The organism is Pseudomonas sp. Marseille-Q5117, assembly GCF_946901175.1.
Classification (GTDB): domain Bacteria; phylum Pseudomonadota; class Gammaproteobacteria; order Pseudomonadales; family Pseudomonadaceae; genus Aquipseudomonas; species Aquipseudomonas iranensis.
On sequence record NZ_CAMPPP010000011.1, the window covers coordinates 25,325 to 44,504 of the forward strand.

General features: G+C 59.6%; 16 protein-coding genes and 1 pseudogene. 14 read left to right on the forward strand and 3 right to left on the reverse strand.

Translation table 11 applies throughout. The features are described 5' to 3' along the window. Nucleotides 1-753 carry a tRNA (guanosine(37)-N1)-methyltransferase TrmD gene (gene trmD, locus OC605_RS17625; RefSeq protein WP_038860625.1) on the forward strand — a complete coding sequence of 251 codons (753 nt, stop codon included), beginning with the start codon at nt 1-3 and terminating at the stop codon, nt 751-753. A 45-nt stretch (nt 754-798) separates the two neighbouring features. Further along, complete coding sequence (gene rplS / locus OC605_RS17630; protein ID WP_003175895.1) at nt 799-1,149, forward strand: 50S ribosomal protein L19; 351 nt, start codon at nt 799-801, stop codon at nt 1,147-1,149. Between the two features lie 164 nt (nt 1,150-1,313). On the opposite strand, the gene OC605_RS17635 is transcribed toward rplS, so the two are convergent. Beyond that, entirely contained in the window at nt 1,314-3,122 is a 1,809-nt protein-coding gene (locus tag OC605_RS17635) for a cation:proton antiporter (protein ID WP_262138474.1), read from the reverse strand. A gap of 108 nt (nt 3,123-3,230) precedes the next feature. Here OC605_RS17635 and xerD point away from each other — a divergent pair, with 108 nt between their 5' ends. From xerD to OC605_RS17670, 7 genes are all read left to right on the forward strand, one after another. Then, nucleotides 3,231-4,127: a site-specific tyrosine recombinase XerD gene (xerD, locus tag OC605_RS17640; RefSeq protein WP_071174488.1), complete on the forward strand. Its 897-nt coding sequence runs from the start codon at nt 3,231-3,233 to the stop codon at nt 4,125-4,127. 320 nt (nt 4,128-4,447) lie between these two features. After that, nucleotides 4,448-5,179, forward strand: a complete 732-nt coding sequence (gene dsbC, locus OC605_RS17645; RefSeq protein ID WP_016771534.1) for a bifunctional protein-disulfide isomerase/oxidoreductase DsbC — start codon at nt 4,448-4,450, stop codon at nt 5,177-5,179. A gap of 131 nt (nt 5,180-5,310) precedes the next feature. Continuing rightward, nucleotides 5,311-6,615, forward strand: coding sequence for a homoserine dehydrogenase (locus tag OC605_RS17650; protein WP_024011722.1), 1,305 nt, complete (start codon nt 5,311-5,313; stop codon nt 6,613-6,615). A gap of 106 nt (nt 6,616-6,721) precedes the next feature. Further along, on the forward strand, nt 6,722-8,131 hold the full coding sequence (thrC, locus tag OC605_RS17655; RefSeq protein WP_133334902.1) for a threonine synthase: 1,410 nt from the start codon (nt 6,722-6,724) through the stop codon (nt 8,129-8,131). Between the two features lie 120 nt (nt 8,132-8,251). After that, complete coding sequence (locus OC605_RS17660) at nt 8,252-9,625, forward strand: transporter substrate-binding domain-containing protein (RefSeq protein WP_133334904.1); 1,374 nt, start codon at nt 8,252-8,254, stop codon at nt 9,623-9,625. 116 nt (nt 9,626-9,741) lie between these two features. Beyond that, a complete protein-coding gene (locus tag OC605_RS17665) occupies nt 9,742-10,149 on the forward strand; it encodes a response regulator (RefSeq protein WP_133334906.1) in 408 nt (135 codons plus the stop codon). 162 nt (nt 10,150-10,311) lie between these two features. Beyond that, complete coding sequence (locus OC605_RS17670; protein WP_016771530.1) at nt 10,312-10,593, forward strand: DUF3509 domain-containing protein; 282 nt, start codon at nt 10,312-10,314, stop codon at nt 10,591-10,593. Between the two features lie 222 nt (nt 10,594-10,815). On the opposite strand, the gene OC605_RS17675 is transcribed toward OC605_RS17670, so the two are convergent. After that, nucleotides 10,816-12,015 (reverse strand): CaiB/BaiF CoA transferase family protein, encoded by a 1,200-nt coding sequence (locus tag OC605_RS17675; protein ID WP_262138478.1) that lies wholly within the window; start codon nt 12,013-12,015, stop codon nt 10,816-10,818. Between the two features lie 146 nt (nt 12,016-12,161). Between OC605_RS17675 and OC605_RS17680 the strand changes: the two genes are divergently transcribed. The 3 genes from OC605_RS17680 to OC605_RS17690 all read left to right on the forward strand — a co-directional run bounded on the left by OC605_RS17680 (nt 12,162) and on the right by OC605_RS17690 (nt 15,842). Next, nucleotides 12,162-12,704, forward strand: coding sequence for a YaeQ family protein (locus OC605_RS17680; protein ID WP_007908961.1), 543 nt, complete (start codon nt 12,162-12,164; stop codon nt 12,702-12,704). A 54-nt stretch (nt 12,705-12,758) separates the two neighbouring features. Then, a complete protein-coding gene (gene recJ, locus OC605_RS17685; RefSeq protein ID WP_262138480.1) occupies nt 12,759-14,468 on the forward strand; it encodes a single-stranded-DNA-specific exonuclease RecJ in 1,710 nt (569 codons plus the stop codon). A 267-nt stretch (nt 14,469-14,735) separates the two neighbouring features. After that, the gene (locus OC605_RS17690; protein ID WP_039759093.1) at nt 14,736-15,842 is read left to right on the forward strand and encodes an NADH:flavin oxidoreductase/NADH oxidase; all 1,107 of its coding nucleotides are present in this window, start codon (nt 14,736-14,738) and stop codon (nt 15,840-15,842) included. A gap of 184 nt (nt 15,843-16,026) precedes the next feature. Here OC605_RS17690 and OC605_RS17695 read toward each other — a convergent pair. Continuing rightward, nucleotides 16,027-17,649, reverse strand: a pseudogene (locus OC605_RS17695) (glucan biosynthesis protein D); the annotation flags it as partial. A gap of 403 nt (nt 17,650-18,052) precedes the next feature. Between OC605_RS17695 and OC605_RS17700 the strand changes: the two are divergent. Beyond that, nucleotides 18,053-18,238 (forward strand): hypothetical protein, encoded by a 186-nt coding sequence (locus OC605_RS17700; protein ID WP_016771524.1) that lies wholly within the window; start codon nt 18,053-18,055, stop codon nt 18,236-18,238. Between the two features lie 177 nt (nt 18,239-18,415). Beyond that, the gene (locus OC605_RS17705) at nt 18,416-19,138 is read left to right on the forward strand and encodes a tellurite resistance TerB family protein (protein ID WP_262138484.1); all 723 of its coding nucleotides are present in this window, start codon (nt 18,416-18,418) and stop codon (nt 19,136-19,138) included. Nucleotides 19,139-19,180: the final 42 nt, after the last annotated feature.

The window sequence follows — 19,180 nt, forward strand, 5'->3', positions numbered from 1 at the left end:
GTGGCTAACTTGCGCGTAGAAGTGATCAGTCTGTTTCCCGAGATGTTTTCCGCCATTGGCGATTACGGCATCACCAGTCGTGCGGTCAAACAGGGGCTCTTGCAGCTGACCTGTTGGAATCCGCGAGATTACACGACGGATCGGCATCACACTGTGGACGATCGCCCGTTTGGCGGTGGTCCGGGCATGGTGATGAAGATCAAGCCCCTGGAAGATGCGCTGGCTCAGGCCAAGGCAGCAGCCGGGGAGGCGGCGAAGGTGATTTACCTGTCCCCCCAAGGCCGTCAACTGACTCAGTCGGCGGTACGCGAGCTGGCACAATCGGATGCATTGATCCTGATTGCCGGCCGCTACGAAGGCATTGACGAGCGCTTTATTGAGGCTCATGTCGATGAAGAGTGGTCGATTGGCGACTATGTACTGTCTGGCGGCGAGCTGCCGGCCATGGTCCTGATCGATGCGGTTACACGACTGCTGCCTGGAGCTTTAGGGCATGCGGATTCCGCTGAGGAAGATTCCTTTACGGATGGTCTGCTGGATTGCCCGCACTACACCCGACCGGAGGTGTATGCGGATCAGCGTGTTCCCGACGTGTTGCTGAGTGGCAATCACGCGCATATCCGGCGTTGGCGTTTACAGCAGTCCCTTGGTCGGACCTATGAACGACGCGCCGATCTTCTGGAAAGCCGCTCGCTTTCTGGAGAAGAGAAGAAGCTGCTCGAGGAATACATCCGCGAGCGGGACGATAGTTAACAACGTATCGATGGTAGATCGAACGATTTACCTTAGGAGCACAGCATGACCAACAAAATCATCCTTGCACTCGAAGCAGAGCAGATGACTAAAGAAATCCCTACCTTCGCCCCAGGCGACACTATTGTCGTTCAGGTGAAAGTGAAGGAAGGTGATCGTTCCCGTCTGCAAGCGTTCGAAGGCGTTGTAATCGCCAAGCGTAACCGCGGCGTGAACAGTGCGTTCACCGTTCGTAAAATCTCCAACGGTGTTGGCGTAGAACGTACTTTCCAGACCTACTCCCCGCAGATCGACAGCATGGCTGTCAAACGTCGCGGTGACGTACGTAAAGCCAAGCTTTACTACCTGCGCGACCTGTCGGGTAAAGCAGCACGCATCAAGGAAAAACTGGCTTAAGCCCAGCTTCCGATGCAGAAAAAAGCAGCCTGCGGGCTGCTTTTTTGTTGCCTGCGATTTGTGCTGCAAAGATCTTCAGTCTATCTTTGACCGAGTCGCGGCCTTCGCGAGCAGGCTCGCTCCCACAGAAGTCCGAATGTGGGGCCTGCTCGCGAATCGATCCGTCAGGCGCTGGAACCTTGCGGTTGAATCAACGCCTGCAACGTCCACCCAGCCCCCGGCTTCAACGCCGTTTCCGGTGTCACCACATGCACCCAGCCGCTGTCATCACGCATGAACAGTAGCGTCGCGCGATTGCCATGCAGCGCTTGGTAATCCTCCCAGCCAAACCCATCCGTCAAGGTTGTGCTGTACAGCTCGGCACCCTGGCCCATCTGGCCGGCCAGTTTCGAATAGGTCAGTGCCTCACTGCCCAATTGATTGCCCCGGTGTTCCAGGCTCGCCCGATGTTTATCGCTGCGGCGGCTTTCATGGCCGCTGGCCAGACCGAACAGGCGCTGATGACCGAAGTCATGACGAAAGCGCATCGCCGCCAATGTGTTCAGCTCGCCCGACGGTGACAGTGCCAGCAAATGCCCCAATCCCACCAGATCCAGATGCGCGTCGGCATGCTGCGACGCAGGATTGCCGAAATAGGTCGGCAAGCCTTCCATACGTGCCGCGCGGATATTCTCCCAGCTCGAATCGGTCAGCAGCACGCGGCTGCCCAGCTGTTGCAGCGACTTGCCCAATTCACGGGCCGGGCCATTGGCACCAACGATCAGAAAACCGCTCGGCGCCGGTTCGGCGACCTTTAACAGCCGTGCCAGCGGTCGCGCCGTTGCGCTTTGCAAAACCACGGTGCCGATGATTACCGCAAAGGTCAGCGGCACCAGCAGCAGGGCGCCTTCATGCCCGGATTCATCCAGGCGAATCGCGAAAATCGCCGAGACAGCCGCAGCGACGATTCCGCGCGGCGCGATCCAGCACAGCAACGCCCGTTCGCGCCAGCTCAGACTGGAGCCGGCGGTGCTAAGCAAAACATTCAACGGACGGGCGATCAGCTGGATCACCAACAGCAGAATCAACACCAGCGGTCCCAGACCGATCAAAGCGTTCAGGTCCAGGCGCGCCGCGAGCAGGATGAACAGCCCGGAAATCAGCAACACGCTGAGGTTTTCTTTGAAGTGCAGGATGTGCCGCACGTCCACGCCTTTCATGTTGGCCAGCCACATGCCCATCAGCGTCACCGCAAGCAGTCCGGACTCATGCATCACTTGGTTGGCACCGATGAAAATCGCCAGCACGGCTGCCAGCGAGGCCAGGTTATGCAGGTATTCCGGCAGCCACTGACGGCGGATCACGGTCCCCAGCAGCCAACCCCCGACGACACCAAACACGGCGCCGCAGAGAATCACCCCGCCGAAGGTGAGAAGACTTTGCTTGAGGCCATGGCCTTCAGCGCTGGCGATGATGAAGCTGTACACCACGACCGCGAGCAGAGCGCCGATCGGATCGATGACGATGCCTTCCCAGCGCAGGATGTTGGCAATCGACGCTTTTGGCCGCACCACCCGCAGCATCGGCACGATCACGGTCGGACCGGTGACCAGCGTCAGGCTGCCAAACAGAATTGCCAGCATCCAGTCGAAGCCGAGCAGGAAATGCGTGGCCACCGCGATGACGATCCAGGTCGAAATCGCACCGAGGGTCACCAGTCGATGGACGACGCTGCCGATCTCTTTCCATTCCGACAGGTGCAGGGTCAGGCTGCCTTCGAACAGGATCAGCGCCACTGCCAGCGACACCAGTGGCATCAGCAGCGGGCCGAACATTTCCTGCGGGTCGAGCCAACCCAGCAGCGGGCCGGCCAGAATGCCGGTCAGCAGCAGAAACAGAATGGCCGGCAGCTTCAGGCGCCATGCCAGCCACTGACAACCCAGCGCCGCCGCGCCGATCCCGCCAAATGCCAAAAGAATTTGCTGCTCGTTCATTGATGCTCCCTGTTCCTTGATCTGGCTGGCTATGAAAGACTAGCGGCCATTCCCGTCGTTCACTGTCTATTTGCGCGCAGTGTGAAAAACTGCCTCCCCCGAGCACCCATGCCTGCCATCGACCATCCGCTGATTGACCAATTCCTCGACGCTTTATGGTTGGAGAAAGGCCTGTCCGACAACACCCGCGACGCCTATCGCAGTGACCTCGCGCTGTTCAACGGCTGGTTGCAGGAGAAAAATCTCGAGCTGATCAATGCCGGTCGCGAGTTGATCCTCGATCATCTGGCGTGGCGGCTGGAGCAAAACTACAAGCCGCGCTCCACCGCGAGATTTCTCTCCGGGGTGCGTGGCTTTTATCGCTATCTGCTGCGGGAAAAACTGATCAGCGTCGACCCGACGTTACGCGTCGACATGCCGCAACTGGGTCGGCCGTTGCCCAAGTCGCTGTCGGAAGCCGATGTCGAAGCACTGCTCAAGGCGCCGGATCTGAGCGAAGCCATCGGCCAGCGCGACCGCGCGATGCTGGAAGTGCTGTACGCCTGTGGCCTGCGCGTAACCGAGCTGATCAGCCTGACGCTGGAGCAGGTCAACCTCCGCCAGGGCGTATTGCGGGTGATGGGCAAGGGCAGCAAGGAGCGTCTGGTGCCGATGGGCGAGGAGGCGATTGTCTGGGTCGAGCGCTATATGCGTGATGGTCGTGGCGAGTTGCTCGGTGGCCGCCCCAGCGATGTGCTGTTCCCCAGCCAGCGCGGCGAGCAGATGACCCGGCAGACGTTCTGGCATCGGATCAAGCATCAGGCCAAGGTCGCCGGGATCAGCAAGTCGCTGTCGCCGCACACCTTGCGCCACGCGTTCGCCACGCATCTGCTCAACCATGGCGCGGACTTGCGCGTGGTGCAGATGCTGCTCGGGCACAGCGACCTCTCTACGACGCAGATCTATACCCATGTCGCCCGCGCCCGATTGCAGGATCTGCACGCCAAGCACCACCCACGCGGCTGACACATCCCATAATGTTGAAACACTGACCTGTGGCGAGGGGATTTATCCCCGTTCGGCTGCGCAGCAGTCGCAAACCCCGCTGGCTCGATTTTGACTGAAAGATCGCGGTGGATGGTTCAGGGCTGCTTCGCAACCCAGCGGGGATAGATCCCCTCGCCACAATAATGTATGTCAGTTGCACATGAGTGTGTGGCGACAGGCGCATTCGGCCCTCGTGGCCTTATGTGTTAGGCTTTGCCGGTTTGCACGATGGACGGTTATGACCCGGTGTTTCGCACGGGCGTTCTGATCGTTTCATTGGCCCGCCCTCAGGAGTACTCATGCGTCTGACCCAGATTTTCGCCGCCGCCGCCATTGCGTTGGTGAGCACCTTTGCCGTCGCCGACGACGCGGCTGACAAAGCCATTCGTCAAAGCCTGGAAAAACTCGAACTCGAGGTTCCGGTCGAAAGCATCAGTGCCAGCCCGTTGCCTGGCATGTACGAAGTCAAACTCAAAGGCAGCCGCGTGCTGTACGCCAGTGCCGATGGCCAGTACATCGTGCAGGGCAACCTGTATCAGCTCGCGAATGGCAAACCGGTCAACCTGACCGAGAAGACCGAACGCCTGGGCATTTCCAAATTGATCAACGCCATCCCGGTGGCCGAAACCGTGGTCTACCCGGCCGTGGGCGAGACCAAATCGCATATCACCGTGTTTACCGACACCACCTGCCCGTACTGCCACAAACTGCATGCCGAAGTGCCCGAGCTGAACAAGCGCGGCATCGAAGTGCGCTACGTGGCGTTCCCGCGCCAAGGCCTGAATTCTCCGGGTGACGAGCAGCTGCAAGCAGTGTGGTGCTCGAAAGACAAGAAAGCCGCGATGGACAAAATGGTCGATGGCAAGGAAATCAAGGCCGCCAAGTGCGATAACCCGGTTTCCAAACAATTCGCCCTCGGTCAGTCGATCGGCGTGAACGGTACACCGGCCATCGTTTTGGCCGACGGCCAAGTCATTCCGGGCTACCAGCCGGCGCCACAAGTCGCCAAACTGGCGCTGGGCGCGAAGTAATTCGCATCGTCACGGGCAACCGTTGACGATCGTGGTCCGGCGGCAACAGCGCCGGGCCATCAACAGAGAGCCGCGAGCACGCGGTTGTTTTCCGGCCGACCCTGTGTCGGCCGTTTCATGGGGAGTTCACAGTGAATCCGGTCAAAGTAGGCATCTGTGGGTTAGGGACCGTCGGTGGCGGTACCTTCAACGTACTTCAGCGCAACGCCGAGGAAATTGCTCGTCGTGCCGGGCGTGGAATCGAAGTGGCACAAATTGCCACGCGCACGCCAAAGCCTCAGTTCCAGACGACCGGTATTGCGATTACCAACGATGTCTTCGAAGTGGCCACGAACCCTGAGATCGACATCGTCATAGAGCTGATGGGCGGCTACACCGTTGCCCGCGAGCTGGTACTCAAGGCCATCGAGAATGGCAAGCATGTGGTCACCGCGAACAAGGCGCTGATAGCCGTTCACGGTAATGAGATTTTCGCCAAGGCACGCGAGAAAGGCGTGATCGTGGCATTCGAAGCAGCGGTGGCCGGTGGCATTCCGGTGATCAAGGCGATCCGCGAAGGCCTGTCCGCCAACCGCATCAACTGGGTTGCCGGGATCATCAACGGCACCGGCAACTTCATCCTCACCGAAATGCGCGAGAAGGGCCGTACGTTTGAAGACGTACTTGCCGAAGCGCAAGCGCTGGGTTACGCCGAAGCTGACCCGACCTTCGATGTCGAAGGCATCGATGCCGCGCACAAGCTGACCATTCTGGCGTCGATTGCCTTCGGCATTCCGCTGCAATTCGACAAGGCTTATACCGAAGGCATCACCAAACTGACCACTGCCGACGTCAACTACGCCGAAGCGCTGGGCTATCGCATCAAGCACCTCGGCGTGGCGCGCAGCACTGACGCCGGCATCGAGTTGCGCGTGCACCCGACGCTGATTCCGGCCGATCGCCTGATCGCGAACGTCAACGGCGTAATGAACGCGGTAATGGTCAACGGTGACGCCGCCGGTTCGACGCTGTTCTACGGCGCTGGCGCTGGCATGGAGCCGACCGCTTCGTCGGTGATCGCCGACCTGGTCGACGTGGTTCGCGCCATGACTTCCGACCCGGAAAACCGTGTGCCGCACCTGGCCTTCCAGCCGGACTCGCTGTCGGCGCATCCGATCCTGCCGATCGAAGCCTGCGAAAGCGCTTACTACCTGCGCATTCACGCCAAGGACCATCCGGGCGTACTGGCCCAGGTGGCGAGCATCCTGTCGGAGCGCGGCATCAATATCGAATCGATCATGCAGAAGGAAGTCGAAGAGCATGACGGTCTGGTGCCGATGATTCTGCTGACCCACCGCGTGGTCGAGCAGCGCATCAATGATGCGATCACCGCGCTGGAAGCACTGGCTGGCGTTGACGGCCCGGTTGTACGGATCCGTGTCGAACATTTGAACTAAAAGCAGCGGCAAGCTTCGAGCTGCAAGCGGCAAGAGAGAAGCAGTCTGGCTTTTACTTGCGACTTGCAGCTTGCAGCTTGCAGCTCAAACCGAAGGTTTGAAAAAAATGCGATATATCAGTACTCGCGGCCAGGCCCCGGCCCTGAATTTCGAAGAGGTCCTGCTGGCCGGTCTGGCGACCGACGGCGGTCTGTACGTCCCGGAAAACCTGCCACGTTTCACTCAGGAAGAAATCGCTTCCTGGGCCGGCCTGCCGTATCACGAACTGGCCTTCCGGGTGATGCGCCCGTTTGTCACCGGCAGCATTCCGGATGCCGATTTCAAGAAGATTCTCGAAGAAACCTACGGTGTGTTCGCCCACAGCGCCGTGGCGCCACTGCGTCAGTTGAACGGTAATGAATGGGTGCTTGAGCTGTTCCACGGCCCGACCCTGGCGTTCAAGGACTTCGCCCTGCAACTGCTCGGTCGTCTGCTCGATTACGTGCTGGAAAAGCGCGGTGAGCGCGTGGTGATTGTCGGTGCCACCTCTGGTGACACCGGTTCTGCGGCCATCGAAGGCTGCAAACACTGCGAAAACGTCGACATCTTCATCCTGCACCCGCACCAGCGAGTATCTGAAGTACAGCGTCGGCAGATGACGACGATTTTCGGCGAGAACATCCACAACATCGCCATCGAAGGCAACTTCGATGACTGCCAGGAAATGGTCAAGAACAGCTTCGCCGACCAGAGCTTCCTCAAAGGCACGCGTCTGGTGGCGGTGAACTCGATCAACTGGGCGCGGATCATGGCCCAGATCGTTTACTACTTCCACGCCGCACTGCAGTTGGGCGGTCCGGCGCGTTCTGTATCGTTCTCGGTACCGACCGGCAACTTCGGCGATATCTTCGCCGGCTACCTGGCGCGCAACATGGGCCTGCCGATCAATCAGTTGATCGTCGCGACCAACCGCAACGACATCCTGCACCGCTTCATGAGCGGCAACCAGTACGTCAAGGAAACCCTGCACGCCACGTTGTCGCCCTCGATGGACATCATGGTGTCGTCGAACTTCGAGCGCCTGCTGTTCGACCTGCACGGTCGCAACGGTGCGGCGATTGCCGGCCTCATGGACTCGTTCAAAAAGGACGGCAGCTTCAGCGTCGAGCAAGAGCGCTGGACCGAAGCGCGCAAGCTGTTCGACTCGCTGGCGGTGGACGACGCACAGACCTGCGAAACTATTGCTGAAGTCTACGAGCAGAGCGGCGAAGTCCTTGATCCGCACACCGCAATCGGCGTCAAAGCCGCGCGCGAATGCCGTCGTAGCCTGGACATTCCGATGGTGATCCTGGGTACTGCCCATCCGGTCAAGTTTCCTGAGGCAGTAGAGAAAGCGGGTGTAGGAAAAGCGCTCGAACTACCTGCACATCTTTCTGATTTGTTTGAGCGAAACGAGCGCTGCACGGTTCTGCCAAACGACCTGAAAGCCGTGCAAGCCTTTGTCAGCCAGCATGGCAACCGCGGCAAGCCACTTTAAGCCAGTAAAAGCTGTCACATTTTGAAGCCCGTCTCCTGACGGGCTTTTTTGTTTCTGCTGCCACACTGCTCGGGTTTTCACCCACGAAGGACGGGTGAGTCGATCACGAAGGAAATGGCAATGCTGTTTTACAGAGGTTTGAAACCGGCACTGGGCTGGTTGTTTTTGTTGGCGGTGCTGGGGTGGACACACAGCGCCATGGCAGCGCAAATGGCACTCGATCAGGCGAATGTGCAGGTTCATGTGCAGCCTGTCGAACTGGACGCGCAGGAGCGGCAATGGATCCGCGACAACCCCAAGGTAACGGTGGCGTCGGTGCAATACCCGCTGTATCTGTTTCAGGACGAGCACGGGCAATGGAGCGGTCTGAACAATGATGTGCTCAAGCGCGTCAGTGCGATGACCGGGCTGCAATTCGAACATCAGGAATCATTTTCCACCGATCACATGCTCGAACGCCTGCAAAGCGGGGTTGCGGATATCAGCACGACGTTGGCGATGAGTGACGATCGAAGACTGTTTCTTGATTTCAGTCATGCATTCGGCGGGGCGGGCTGGGTGTTCGTCGGGCATGCCAGCGCGCCGAGCGTCGAGTCTTTCGAACAACTGGCGAAACGCGTGGTGGTGCTGCCAGCCCGCCATGCGCTGGAAGATGTAATCCGGCGCGATTATCCCTCGATTCAAATACGCTCGGTGAAAACCTACGCCGAAGCGCGGGCACTGGTCGAGAGCGGTGAGGCCTACGCCACGATCGAAAACGAAATCGGCGCGCAGTTGTATCCGTTGGGCATGCTCAAGGTCGGTGGTCTGGTGGAGGGCAAGTGGGAAGCCGATCACCTGGCTGTACGAAAAGGCATGCCGGAGCTGCTGAGTATTCTCAACAAGGCGCTGGAAGCTTTCCCTGCTGCGGAGTTGCGGGCGATTCGTCTCAAGTGGCTGGAGGGCATCTCGCCGACGCCCGTGCCGTCAATCTGGCAGCGATTGGTCGAGTGGGCATGCTGGGTGATGGGCGTGGTTGGTGTTTTCGGAATATTGTCGCTGGTCTGGAGCAGGCGTCTGGCGGCGGTGATCAAGTTGCGCTGCGAAGCGGAAAAGGAACTGGGCGATCAATTGGCCTTTCAGCACGCCCTGATCGATTCCATGCCGGATCCGGTGTTCGTGCGCGACCTGCAGGGACGCCTGATCATCTGCAATCGCAGCTACGAGGAGGCGCTGTCGGTGCGCCTGGACCAAATGCTGGGACGTATGCTGGTCGAGGTTGATGCATTGCCCGAAGCCACCGCGCGCATGCTTCACGACGAGTTCATGGCGCAATTGCAGACTCGCAAGTCGCGCTTCAGCAAGCGAGAGTTGCTGTTCAATGGCGGGCCTCGTGAGGTCTATCAGTGGACGGTGCCGTTTTACAGCGGTGACGGTAAATTGCGCGGTTTGTTGGGTGGCTGGACCGACATTACTCAGCGCCGGACCGAGAGCGGGTGCAGATGTCAGCAGTAAGAAAGGAAACGTCCTGCAAGACGCGACTACTTTTCTTATGGGAGGCTTAAGACGCCTGCCCTAGAGTGAACGACAACTGCGGTGAGAGTCCGCGATGATCGCTCCAGAGGTCGCCCATGCGCTCGCTTAAAGTCCTGATTCTTGAACCCAACCCGTTCCAGCTGATGGCATTGCATCAAATGCTCAATGCCATAGGCATCTACGATGTATTGACCGCGCCTTCGCTGGCGTCAGCCTTGAGTTCACTGGGGCATCGCGGCGCGGTCGATATCGCCATTTGCGATCCGCAGCTCAAAGGTGGCGATGGGCTGGCTTTGATTCATCATCTGGCGGCGCACCATGAGGCGCGTGCCCTGATTATGCTGGGCTCGGTCGCGCAGAGTTTGATGAGTGATCTGGAGCCGCTGCTCCGCCAGCAACGCCTGCGCCTGCTGGGACGGCTGCAAACGCCGGTTTCGGCGGTGTTGATGAGAGGTCTGCTGGACAGTTATCTGATCACCCCGCAGGAGCTCATCGAGGCCTGAAACCGGCGAATATTTTTCTGTCATCTTCGCCGTGCATGCTCTGTCAGACGCGGACCCGCAAGGTCGGGACGCGACAGGCAGAACTTTCTTCTCGGGCCGGTGGTCATTTAATGTGAACACGCCCCAGGCACTGTGTTTTCGGACTATTGAGTGGAGATCGAGATGGAAAGTATCAGTCTATTGCTCGGTGAGGCTCTGAGCCCGTATCAGGTGACGCTGACCCCTCGCGGCAGCCATGGTGAATGTCTGGTGACGCTGAAGAACAGCAGCGGCGCCATTGTGGTGGAACGCGAATTCAATCAGGCCCAGTTGAGCGACAAGCGCTTGCTGACCGATGTGGTGGACGGCCTGCACCGTGACGTGATGATCGCTGAAGGACGGCTGGAACCTTGCGTGATTGCGGCGTTGCGCAATGCAGCTCTGGACAAGCGTCCGGCCCTGTAAAGATGAAATATTTTTTGTGGGAACCTTCCTGCATCCCTGTCAGTCAGACCCCATAACAGCAGGATCAAGCATTGTGCTCCGGTGCTTGTCGCTTGCTGCTACGGGTCTCGAAGCAGACCCCGTTTAACCCCGAGTCGTCTCCCCACTTCTCGGGGTTTCTTTTGCCCGGCGTTTGCGCAGTGCGCGGTTTGTTGCTTGGAAAACCGAAGCGCCCGGTGGTGCTCAGATGGCCCCGTCTTCACGCAGCCGAGTGATTTGCGCCGCGTCGTAGCCCAGATCGCCAAGCACCTGCGCGTTGTGTTCGCCCAACTGCGGCCCGACCCATTCGGATGAACCTGGGGTTTCGGAAAGTTTCGGCACGATGCCGGGCATCTTGAAGTCCTTGCCGTCCGGCAACTTGGCATGCAGGAACATCTCTCGCGCCAGATATTGAGGATCGTTGAACATGTCCTCGGCGCTGAAGATCCGGCTGACCGGTACGTCGGCCTGATTGAGCAAGTCGAGAACAGTCTGCAGCGGTAAGGAATTGACCCAGCGATCAATCACGCCGTACAACTCGTCCCGGCGACTGTCACGCCCGTCGTTACTGGCCAGCAGCGGGTCGTTGGCAAGATCTTCGCGGCCAATCACGAGCATGAAGCGTTTGAAGATCGCATCACCATTGGCACCGATCTGTACATGCTTGCCATCGGCGCTGGTATGAATCGAAGAGGGCGTGATGCCCGGCATGATGTTGCCGCTGCGTTCGCGGATGAAACCGAACACGTCGAACTCCGGCACCATGCTTTCCATCATCGCGAAGATAGCTTCATACAGCGCAACGTCGACCACTTGGCCCAGCCCGCCGTTGACCTCGCGATGACGCAGCGCCATCAACGCACCGATCACGCCCCACAGCGCGGCAATCGAATCACCGATGGAAATCCCGGTACGCACCGGCGGCCGGTCTTCGAAGCCGGTGATGTACCGCAGACCGCCCATGGATTCTCCGACCGCACCGAAACCTGGCTGGTCTTTCATCGGCCCGGTCTGACCGAAACCGGACAGGCGCACCATCACCAGTTTCGGGTTCAGTGCGTGCAGGGTTTCCCAGCTCAGACCGAGTTTTTCCAAGACGCCGGGGCGGAAATTCTCGATGAGGATGTCGGCCTCGCCCAGCAGCTGTTTCAGGATCGCCAAACCGTCGGGGTGTTTCAGATTGAGGGTCAGCGACTTCTTGTTGCGCGCCTGGACGAACCACCACAACGAGGTGCCTTCGTACAATTTGCGCCACTTGCGCAGGGGATCGCCGCCGTCCGGCGATTCGATCTTGATCACCTCGGCGCCGAATTCGCCGCAAATGCGCGAGGCAAACGGCCCGGCGATCAGCGTACCCAATTCAATGATTTTCAGACCCGAGAGCGGTTTGCTGGTGAACGGCATGCGAAATCCTGTAGGACAAGGCTGAACGGATACAGGGTTTTAACATAGCCGGCTGTCAGACGCCGCAGCTGGATTGCCATCAATTCGATGATTGCCTGTGGCATCGGTTAGACTTGCCGACTTTCCTCGTATCAAGAAGCCCGTTCATGGCCCAGCCGTCCACTACCTACAAATTCGAACTGAACCTCACCGACCTCGACCGCAGCGTCTATGAGAGCGTCAAGCAGACCATCGCCCGTCATCCTTCGGAAACCGAAGAACGCATGACCGTGCGGCTGCTGGCCTACGCGCTCTGGTACAACGAGCAGCTGTCGTTCGGCCGTGGTCTGTCAGACGTGGATGAACCGGCCTTGTGGGAAAAGAGCCTGGACGACCGTGTCCTGCACTGGATCGAAGTCGGCCAGCCGGATGCCGATCGCCTGACCTGGTGCTCGCGCCGCACCGAACGCACCAGCCTGCTGGCCTACGGTAGCCTGCGTGTGTGGGAAACCAAGGTGATCCCGGCGATCAAGAACCTGAAAAACGTCAACATCGCAGCCGTTCCGCAGGAGGTGCTGGAGACCCTGGCGAAGGACATGCCGCGTGTCATCAAGTGGGACGTGATGATCAGCGAAGGCACGATCTTCGTCACCGACGATCGCGGTCAGCACGAAGTCCAGTTGCAATGGCTGCAAGGTGAGCGCGGCTGAGGTCGCGACACCGCTGATATTTCCCACGAATCAAAGAGAAGCCTCCGTCGCCCCATGCGTATCGACCCTCGTCAACTGCCTGCCACGCTGCCTTTCCTCGGTGATCTGCCGCCACTGCTGACCCGCCTGTACGCGGCGCGGGGTGTGCAATCGGAAGCGGAGCTGGACAAAAGTCTGGCGCGCTTGATCCCGTTCCAGCAGCTCAAAGGCATTGATGCGGCGGTTGACCTACTGGTGACGGCATTGGAGCAACGCCAGCGCATTTTGATCGTCGGCGACTTCGATGCGGGCGGCGCCACCGCCAGCACTGTCGGTGTGCTCGGTCTGCGCCTGCTGGGCGCGGCGCATGTCGATTATCTGGTGCCGAACCGTTTCGAATACGGTTATGGCCTGACGCCGGAAATCGTCGAAGTCGCACTGACCCGTGAACCGCAACTATTGATCACCGTCGATAACGGCATCTCCAGCGTCGAAGGCGTCGCGGCGGCCAAGCGCGCCGGACTGAAGGTGTTGATCACCGACCACCACTTGCCCGGCGATGAACTGCCGCAGGCCGATGCGCTGGTCAATCCGAACCAGCCGGGCTGCGAGTTTCCGAGCAAGGCGCTGGCCGGCGTCGGGGTGATTTTCTACGTGTTGATGGCTCTGCGCGCGCGACTGCGCAGCCTCGGCTGGTACGAGAGCAAACCGCAACCGAACATTGGCGAACTGCTCGATCTGGTGGCGCTGGGCAGCGTCGCCGATGTGGTGCCGCTGGATGCCAACAACCGCATTCTCGTGCATCAAGGGCTGGAGCGGATTCGTGCCGGCCGGGCGCGGCCGGGGATCAAGGCGATTCTCGAAGTCGCCAAGCGAGAGGCTGCGCGGATCACTTCCACCGACTTGGGTTTTATTGTCGGCCCGCGCCTGAACGCCGCCGGGCGTCTGGACGACATGAGCCTGGGCATCGAATGCCTGCTCACCGCCGACGCCAATCTGGCGCGGGAAATGGCTGCGCAACTGGACGGTATGAACCAGGATCGCAAATCCATCGAGCAGGGCATGCAGCGTGAAGCGCTGGCGCAGCTCAAGGATCTGCCGGTCGAGTCGATGCCGTTCGGTCTGTGCCTGTTCGACCCGGAGTGGCACCAAGGCGTGATCGGCATCCTCGCCTCGCGGATGAAAGAGCGCTATTTCCGCCCGACCATTGCTTTTGCCGATGCCGGTGATGGTCTGCTCAAGGGCTCCGGTCGCTCGGTGCAGGGCTTCCATATCCGCGATGCGCTGAGCGTGGTCGCGGCGCAGCATCCGAACCTGATCGCCAAGTACGGTGGCCACGCGATGGCCGCTGGTCTGACCTTGCCGCAGGAGAATTTTCCGCTGTTCGCCGAGGCATTCGACGCTGAGGTGCGTAGGCAACTTCGCGAAGAAGACCTCACCGGGCGCATGTTGTCCGATGGCACGCTGGCCGTCGAAGAATTCCACCTCGAACTGGCCCGCGCCTTGCGCCATGCCGGGCCATGGGGTCAGCACTTTCCGGAGCCGCTGTTTCACGGTGTGTTTCAACTGGTCGAGCAGCGCGTGGTTGGCGAACGGCATTTGAAAGTGGTGCTGAAAAGCGAATGTGGCTCGGTGAAGCTCGATGGCATCGCGTTTGGTATTGATCGCGATGTGTGGCCGAACCCGACGATTCAATGGGTTGAACTGGCTTACAAGCTCGACGTCAACGAGTTTCGTGGCAACGAGACTGTGCAGTTGATGATTGCTCATATCGAACCGCGTTAAGCCATTCGCGAGCAGGCTAGCTCCCACATTGAAATGCATTTTGCTGTGGGAGCGAGCCTGCTCGCGAAAGCGTCCTTTCACACACTGAATTACTCTGAACCCTCCCTCATCCCCGGTTGTCGACTAGGCTCTAAGCACTGCTTGATTGGCCTTGTGACGTCTTGTCGAATTCTTGCCCGCGGGGGCGGGCGCTGTACCCTTTTTCTGTCACTCGTCGACTTTTCAAACAGAACCCTGGAGCCTGCCCACTGATTCGAGAGGTGCCCCATGAGTCTGCTGCTTGAACCCTTTACCCTGCGCCAACTGACCTTGCCCAACCGCATCGCCGTGTCGCCGATGTGCCAGTACTCCAGCGTCGACGGCCTGGCCAACGACTGGCATCTGGTGCACTTGGGCAGCCGCGCAGTGGGCGGTGCCGGACTGGTGTTTACCGAAGCCACGGCGGTTACCGCCGACGGGCGTATCACCGCCGAAGACCTTGGCCTGTGGAACGACGAACAGATCGAACCGCTGCAACGCATCACTCGCTTCATCACCGCCCAGGGCGCGGTCGCCGGCATTCAGTTGGCCCACGCCGGGCGCAAGGCCAGCACCCACCGGCCGTGGATCGGCAAGCATGGCAGTGTCAAACCCGAGGATGGCGGCTGGACCCCGGTCGGGCCATCGCCGATTGCTTTTGATCCGCAACACACTCAACCGAAGCAGCTGGATGAGGGGCAGATCGCCGAAGTGATCCAGGCCTTTGTCGACGCGGCCAAACGCGCGCTGACGGCGGGGTTCAGCGTGGTCGAGGTGCATGCCGCGCACGGCTATCTGCTGCATCAGTTTCTTTCGCCGCTGAGCAACCAACGCCGCGATCAGTACGGTGGTTCGTTCGAGAATCGTATCCGTCTGGTGCTGCAAGTCACTGAAGCGGTGAGGGCGGTATGGCCGGAGGAATTGCCAGTATTTGTCCGCGTCTCGGCGACTGATTGGGTCGAAGACGGCTGGAATCCGGATGAGACCGTGGAACTGGCGCGTCGCCTTCACACGCTGGGCGCCGATCTCATTGACGTGTCTTCAGGAGGGACAGCTGCCAACGCGGAAATTCCGGTCGGACCCGGATATCAGACGCGCTTTGCCGAGCGGGTCCGCAAAGAGTCAGGCATTGCCACCGGTACTGTCGGAATGATTACCGAGCCTGCCCAGGCCGAGCACATTCTGCGTACCTGTCAGGCCGATATCATTTTCCTTGCGCGCGAACTGCTGCGCGATCCGTACTGGCCGCTGCACGCCGACGATGATCTGGGCGGGCGCAAAGCAGTGTGGCCTGCACAGTATCAGCGCGCGACCCATCGGGATCAGCCGATTCATGAATCGGATTTGCGCGATTGATTGAAGGCTGGAAAGCAAAAGCCCCGAGCCAGTGATGGCCGGGGCTTTTCTATTCGGCAGAAGTTTGCGTTGTCCAGGCGGGCCTCTTCGCGAGCAGGCTCGCTCCCACAGTAGGAATGCGAACCCCTGTGGGAGCGAGCCTGCTCGCGAATGACGCCAGAACAGCCGCCTTAGAACCTCCAGGGTATTTACGCTTGTCCGGCGCCGGCGGGAAGTACTGGTACAACCAGGTCTCGCTCAACGTGCGGTCATTGGTGCGAATGAACAGGCGCAGTTCCACTGGCTCGACACTGTCATTGGTCGGATACCAGTCGAACAGGATCCGATAACCCTTGATGTCATCCAGCACCAGCACGCTGAAGTCCTGCACCTTGCCGTTGGAACAGGTAATCACTGGCTCGATCCCGGTGCCCTGTGGCAGGCGCTCAAGGCCGCCACCGGTGAAGTCCACGGCAAAACGGCGCGCCCAGACTGGCGGGTAGTGCTCACCCGGCGCCCAACCCTCGGTGAAGCCGCCCATGCCCGAACGCGTCGCGTGCACTCGCGCCAGTGGCGTGCCGACCGGTGGCAGCGCGCTCCAGTAGAGCTTGTACCCGTAGTTCAGCGAATCACCGGCAGCCACGGGTTTTTTCGGCGTCCAGAACGCGACGATGTTATCCAGCGTCTCGCCGGTCGTAGGAATTTCCAGCAGATCGATAGAGCCTTCGCCCCATGCGGTTGTCGGCTCTACCCACAGGCTCGGGCGCTTGCTGTACCAGTCGACAGTGTCTTGATAGTTGGCGAATTCGTGGTCGGTCTGCACCAGGCCGAAACCCTTCGGGTCCTTGTCGGCAAATGCGTTGAATTGCAGCGTCGCCGGGTTGTTCAACGGACGGCAGATCCACTCGCCATTGCCGCGCCACATCGCCAGGCGATCCGAGTCGTGGATTTGCGGGTGAATGGTGTCGCACATGCGCCGTTCGTGGGTGCCGCAGCTGAACATGCTGGTCATCGGCGCCACGCCCAGTTGTTCGATGGTGGTGCGAGCGTTGATGTGCGCGTCGATTTCCATGACCACGCGCTCGGCCTGGCAATCGATGTCGAAGCGATAGGCGCCGGTCGCGCTCGGCGAGTCGAGCAGGGCGTAGACCACAAAACGCGTGGCGTTCTTGTCAGGCGTCTCGAACCAGAACTTGGTGAAGTCGGGAAACTCTTCGCGCTTCTTCGCGTAGGTATCAATGGCCAGGCCGCGCGCGGAGAGGCCATATTGGCCAGTAGCATCGACCGCACGGAAATAGCTGGCGCCGAGAAACGACACCACGTCATGCCGATCCAGCTCCGGTGCCTTGAACAGTTTGAAGCCGGCAAAACCCAGGTCGCCCTTGAGCTGCTGGGTGTCGACCGAAGTGTTCTCGTAATTGAACAGCGCCGGGCGGAAATGCACCTCGCGCGCCATGCGCGTCTTCGGATCAACGCTGTACATGCGCACCGGTTGGCGGAAACCCATGCCGACGTGGAAAAACTGTACGTCCAGCTGGCCTTTGTTTTCCTTCCACAGGGAATGCTCGCCGTCGTAGCGGATTGCGTTGAAGTTCTGCGGAGTCATGGTCGCCAGGGTTGGCGGCAACACCTGTTTCGTATCCTGATAGGCATTGCCGGCGAGCTGCTTGGCCTGACGCTTCAACGACTCGAAATCGAAGGCCTGAGCCTCGCCATCGGCGGCGCCGCCATTGGCTGCCCAAGCCCGGGCTGCCAACAGGCCCGACGCGGAAAGACCGGTGTAGGCCGCAATGGCCATGGACGCTTTGAGCAAATTCCTGCGGTGCATAAATACAACCTGTCGTGTGCAATCCGGCGCCGTTCCTGGCACCTGTCGGATCGGAAATTACGGTTCGGTCATGCCTTCGGCCAAACGCAACGGACTATAAACAGATGCCCGCTAGCTTAATCGGTTCGATTGTCGGGCAAAAAGGCTTGTTTGCGCTGCGTCATCTGGCAATGAAACAAGACATGTCTGTAATTTTTCTGACAGGGTTCTCTGATTTAGAGGGCATATCTGCTTTTTTCGATTAATTACTCTAAAAACCACTTTTCAACGCCGATTTAATTCCTATTCTATGGGCAAGACCGGATACAAGCCTTCGTGCCGGCGGGGCACACGACGCTGCTCGAAGAGGCAGGGCGATGTGAGGTTCAGCAGTTTCTTGACTCAATAGAGAAGGACATCGTCCATGGCAAAAATACAGGGCATCACCGAAATGTTGGGCATCTTTCCTTGCTTGGGCGGCGGGCGCAGAAGACGCCGTCTCAATTCCGAAGAATTGAAGCTGGTGGAGCGTTATCGAGAGCTATCGGAAAGCGACCGGATCGCCATGCGCTATCTGGTGGATGCGATGCGGAGTGTTTCGCGGTTTTAAGGAGGAGGGGAGAAGGGGGCAGGTCGAAAGGCCTGCCCCTTTTCATTGGGTAACGCTCGGAACGGGCCCTTCTGAGTGGCGAGCAACATCTCGAAGCACACTCACGGGGCGGATTGGGGCACTTTCGAACTAGGCTGAGGGCCTTAGATCCGGATAACCCTTGTTTGGAGACGGAACATGAACACCCGTGGATTGCTCGATCAACTGCTCAAGTCCGGGCAGGAAATGCTGCAGAACAAGGCTGGCGGCGCTTCCAGCAAATCGGCTGCCAGCGGACTTGGCGGCTTGCTCGGTGGCTCGTCTGGCTCCAGCGGCCTCGGCGGCCTGCTCTCCGGCGCGGGTGGCGGCGCATTGGCCGCAGGCGCGATGGGCCTGCTGCTCGGCAATAAAAAGGTCCGCAAGGTCGGCGGCAAAGTCGCGATCTACGGCGGCCTCGCCGCGCTGGGCGTACTGGCTTACAAGGCCTATGGCAACTACAACGCCCAAAAAGGCAGCGCACCACAACGCGAACCGCAAACCCTCGACCGCCTGCCCCCCGCGCAAGTCGAGCAGCACAGCCAGGCAATCCTCAAAGCCTTGGTCGCCGCCGCCAAAGCCGACGGCCACATCGATGAACGCGAGCGTGAACTGATCGAAGGCGAATTCACCAAACTCGACAACGACCAGGAACTGCAACACTGGCTCCACGCCGAACTCAACAAACCCCTCGACCCCACCGACGTCGCCCGCGCGGCGAGCACGCCGGAAATGGCGGCGGAGATGTACATCGCCAGTGTGATGCTGGTGGATGAGGAGAATTTTATGGAGAAGAGCTATCTGGATGAACTGGCACGGCAGTTGAAATTGGAGCCGGCGTTGAAGGTGGAGTTGGAGAGGCAGGTGCGGTTGGCGGCCGATTGATTCTATGGTGTGAGAAATCGCAGTGTTGTGCTGCGATTTCTC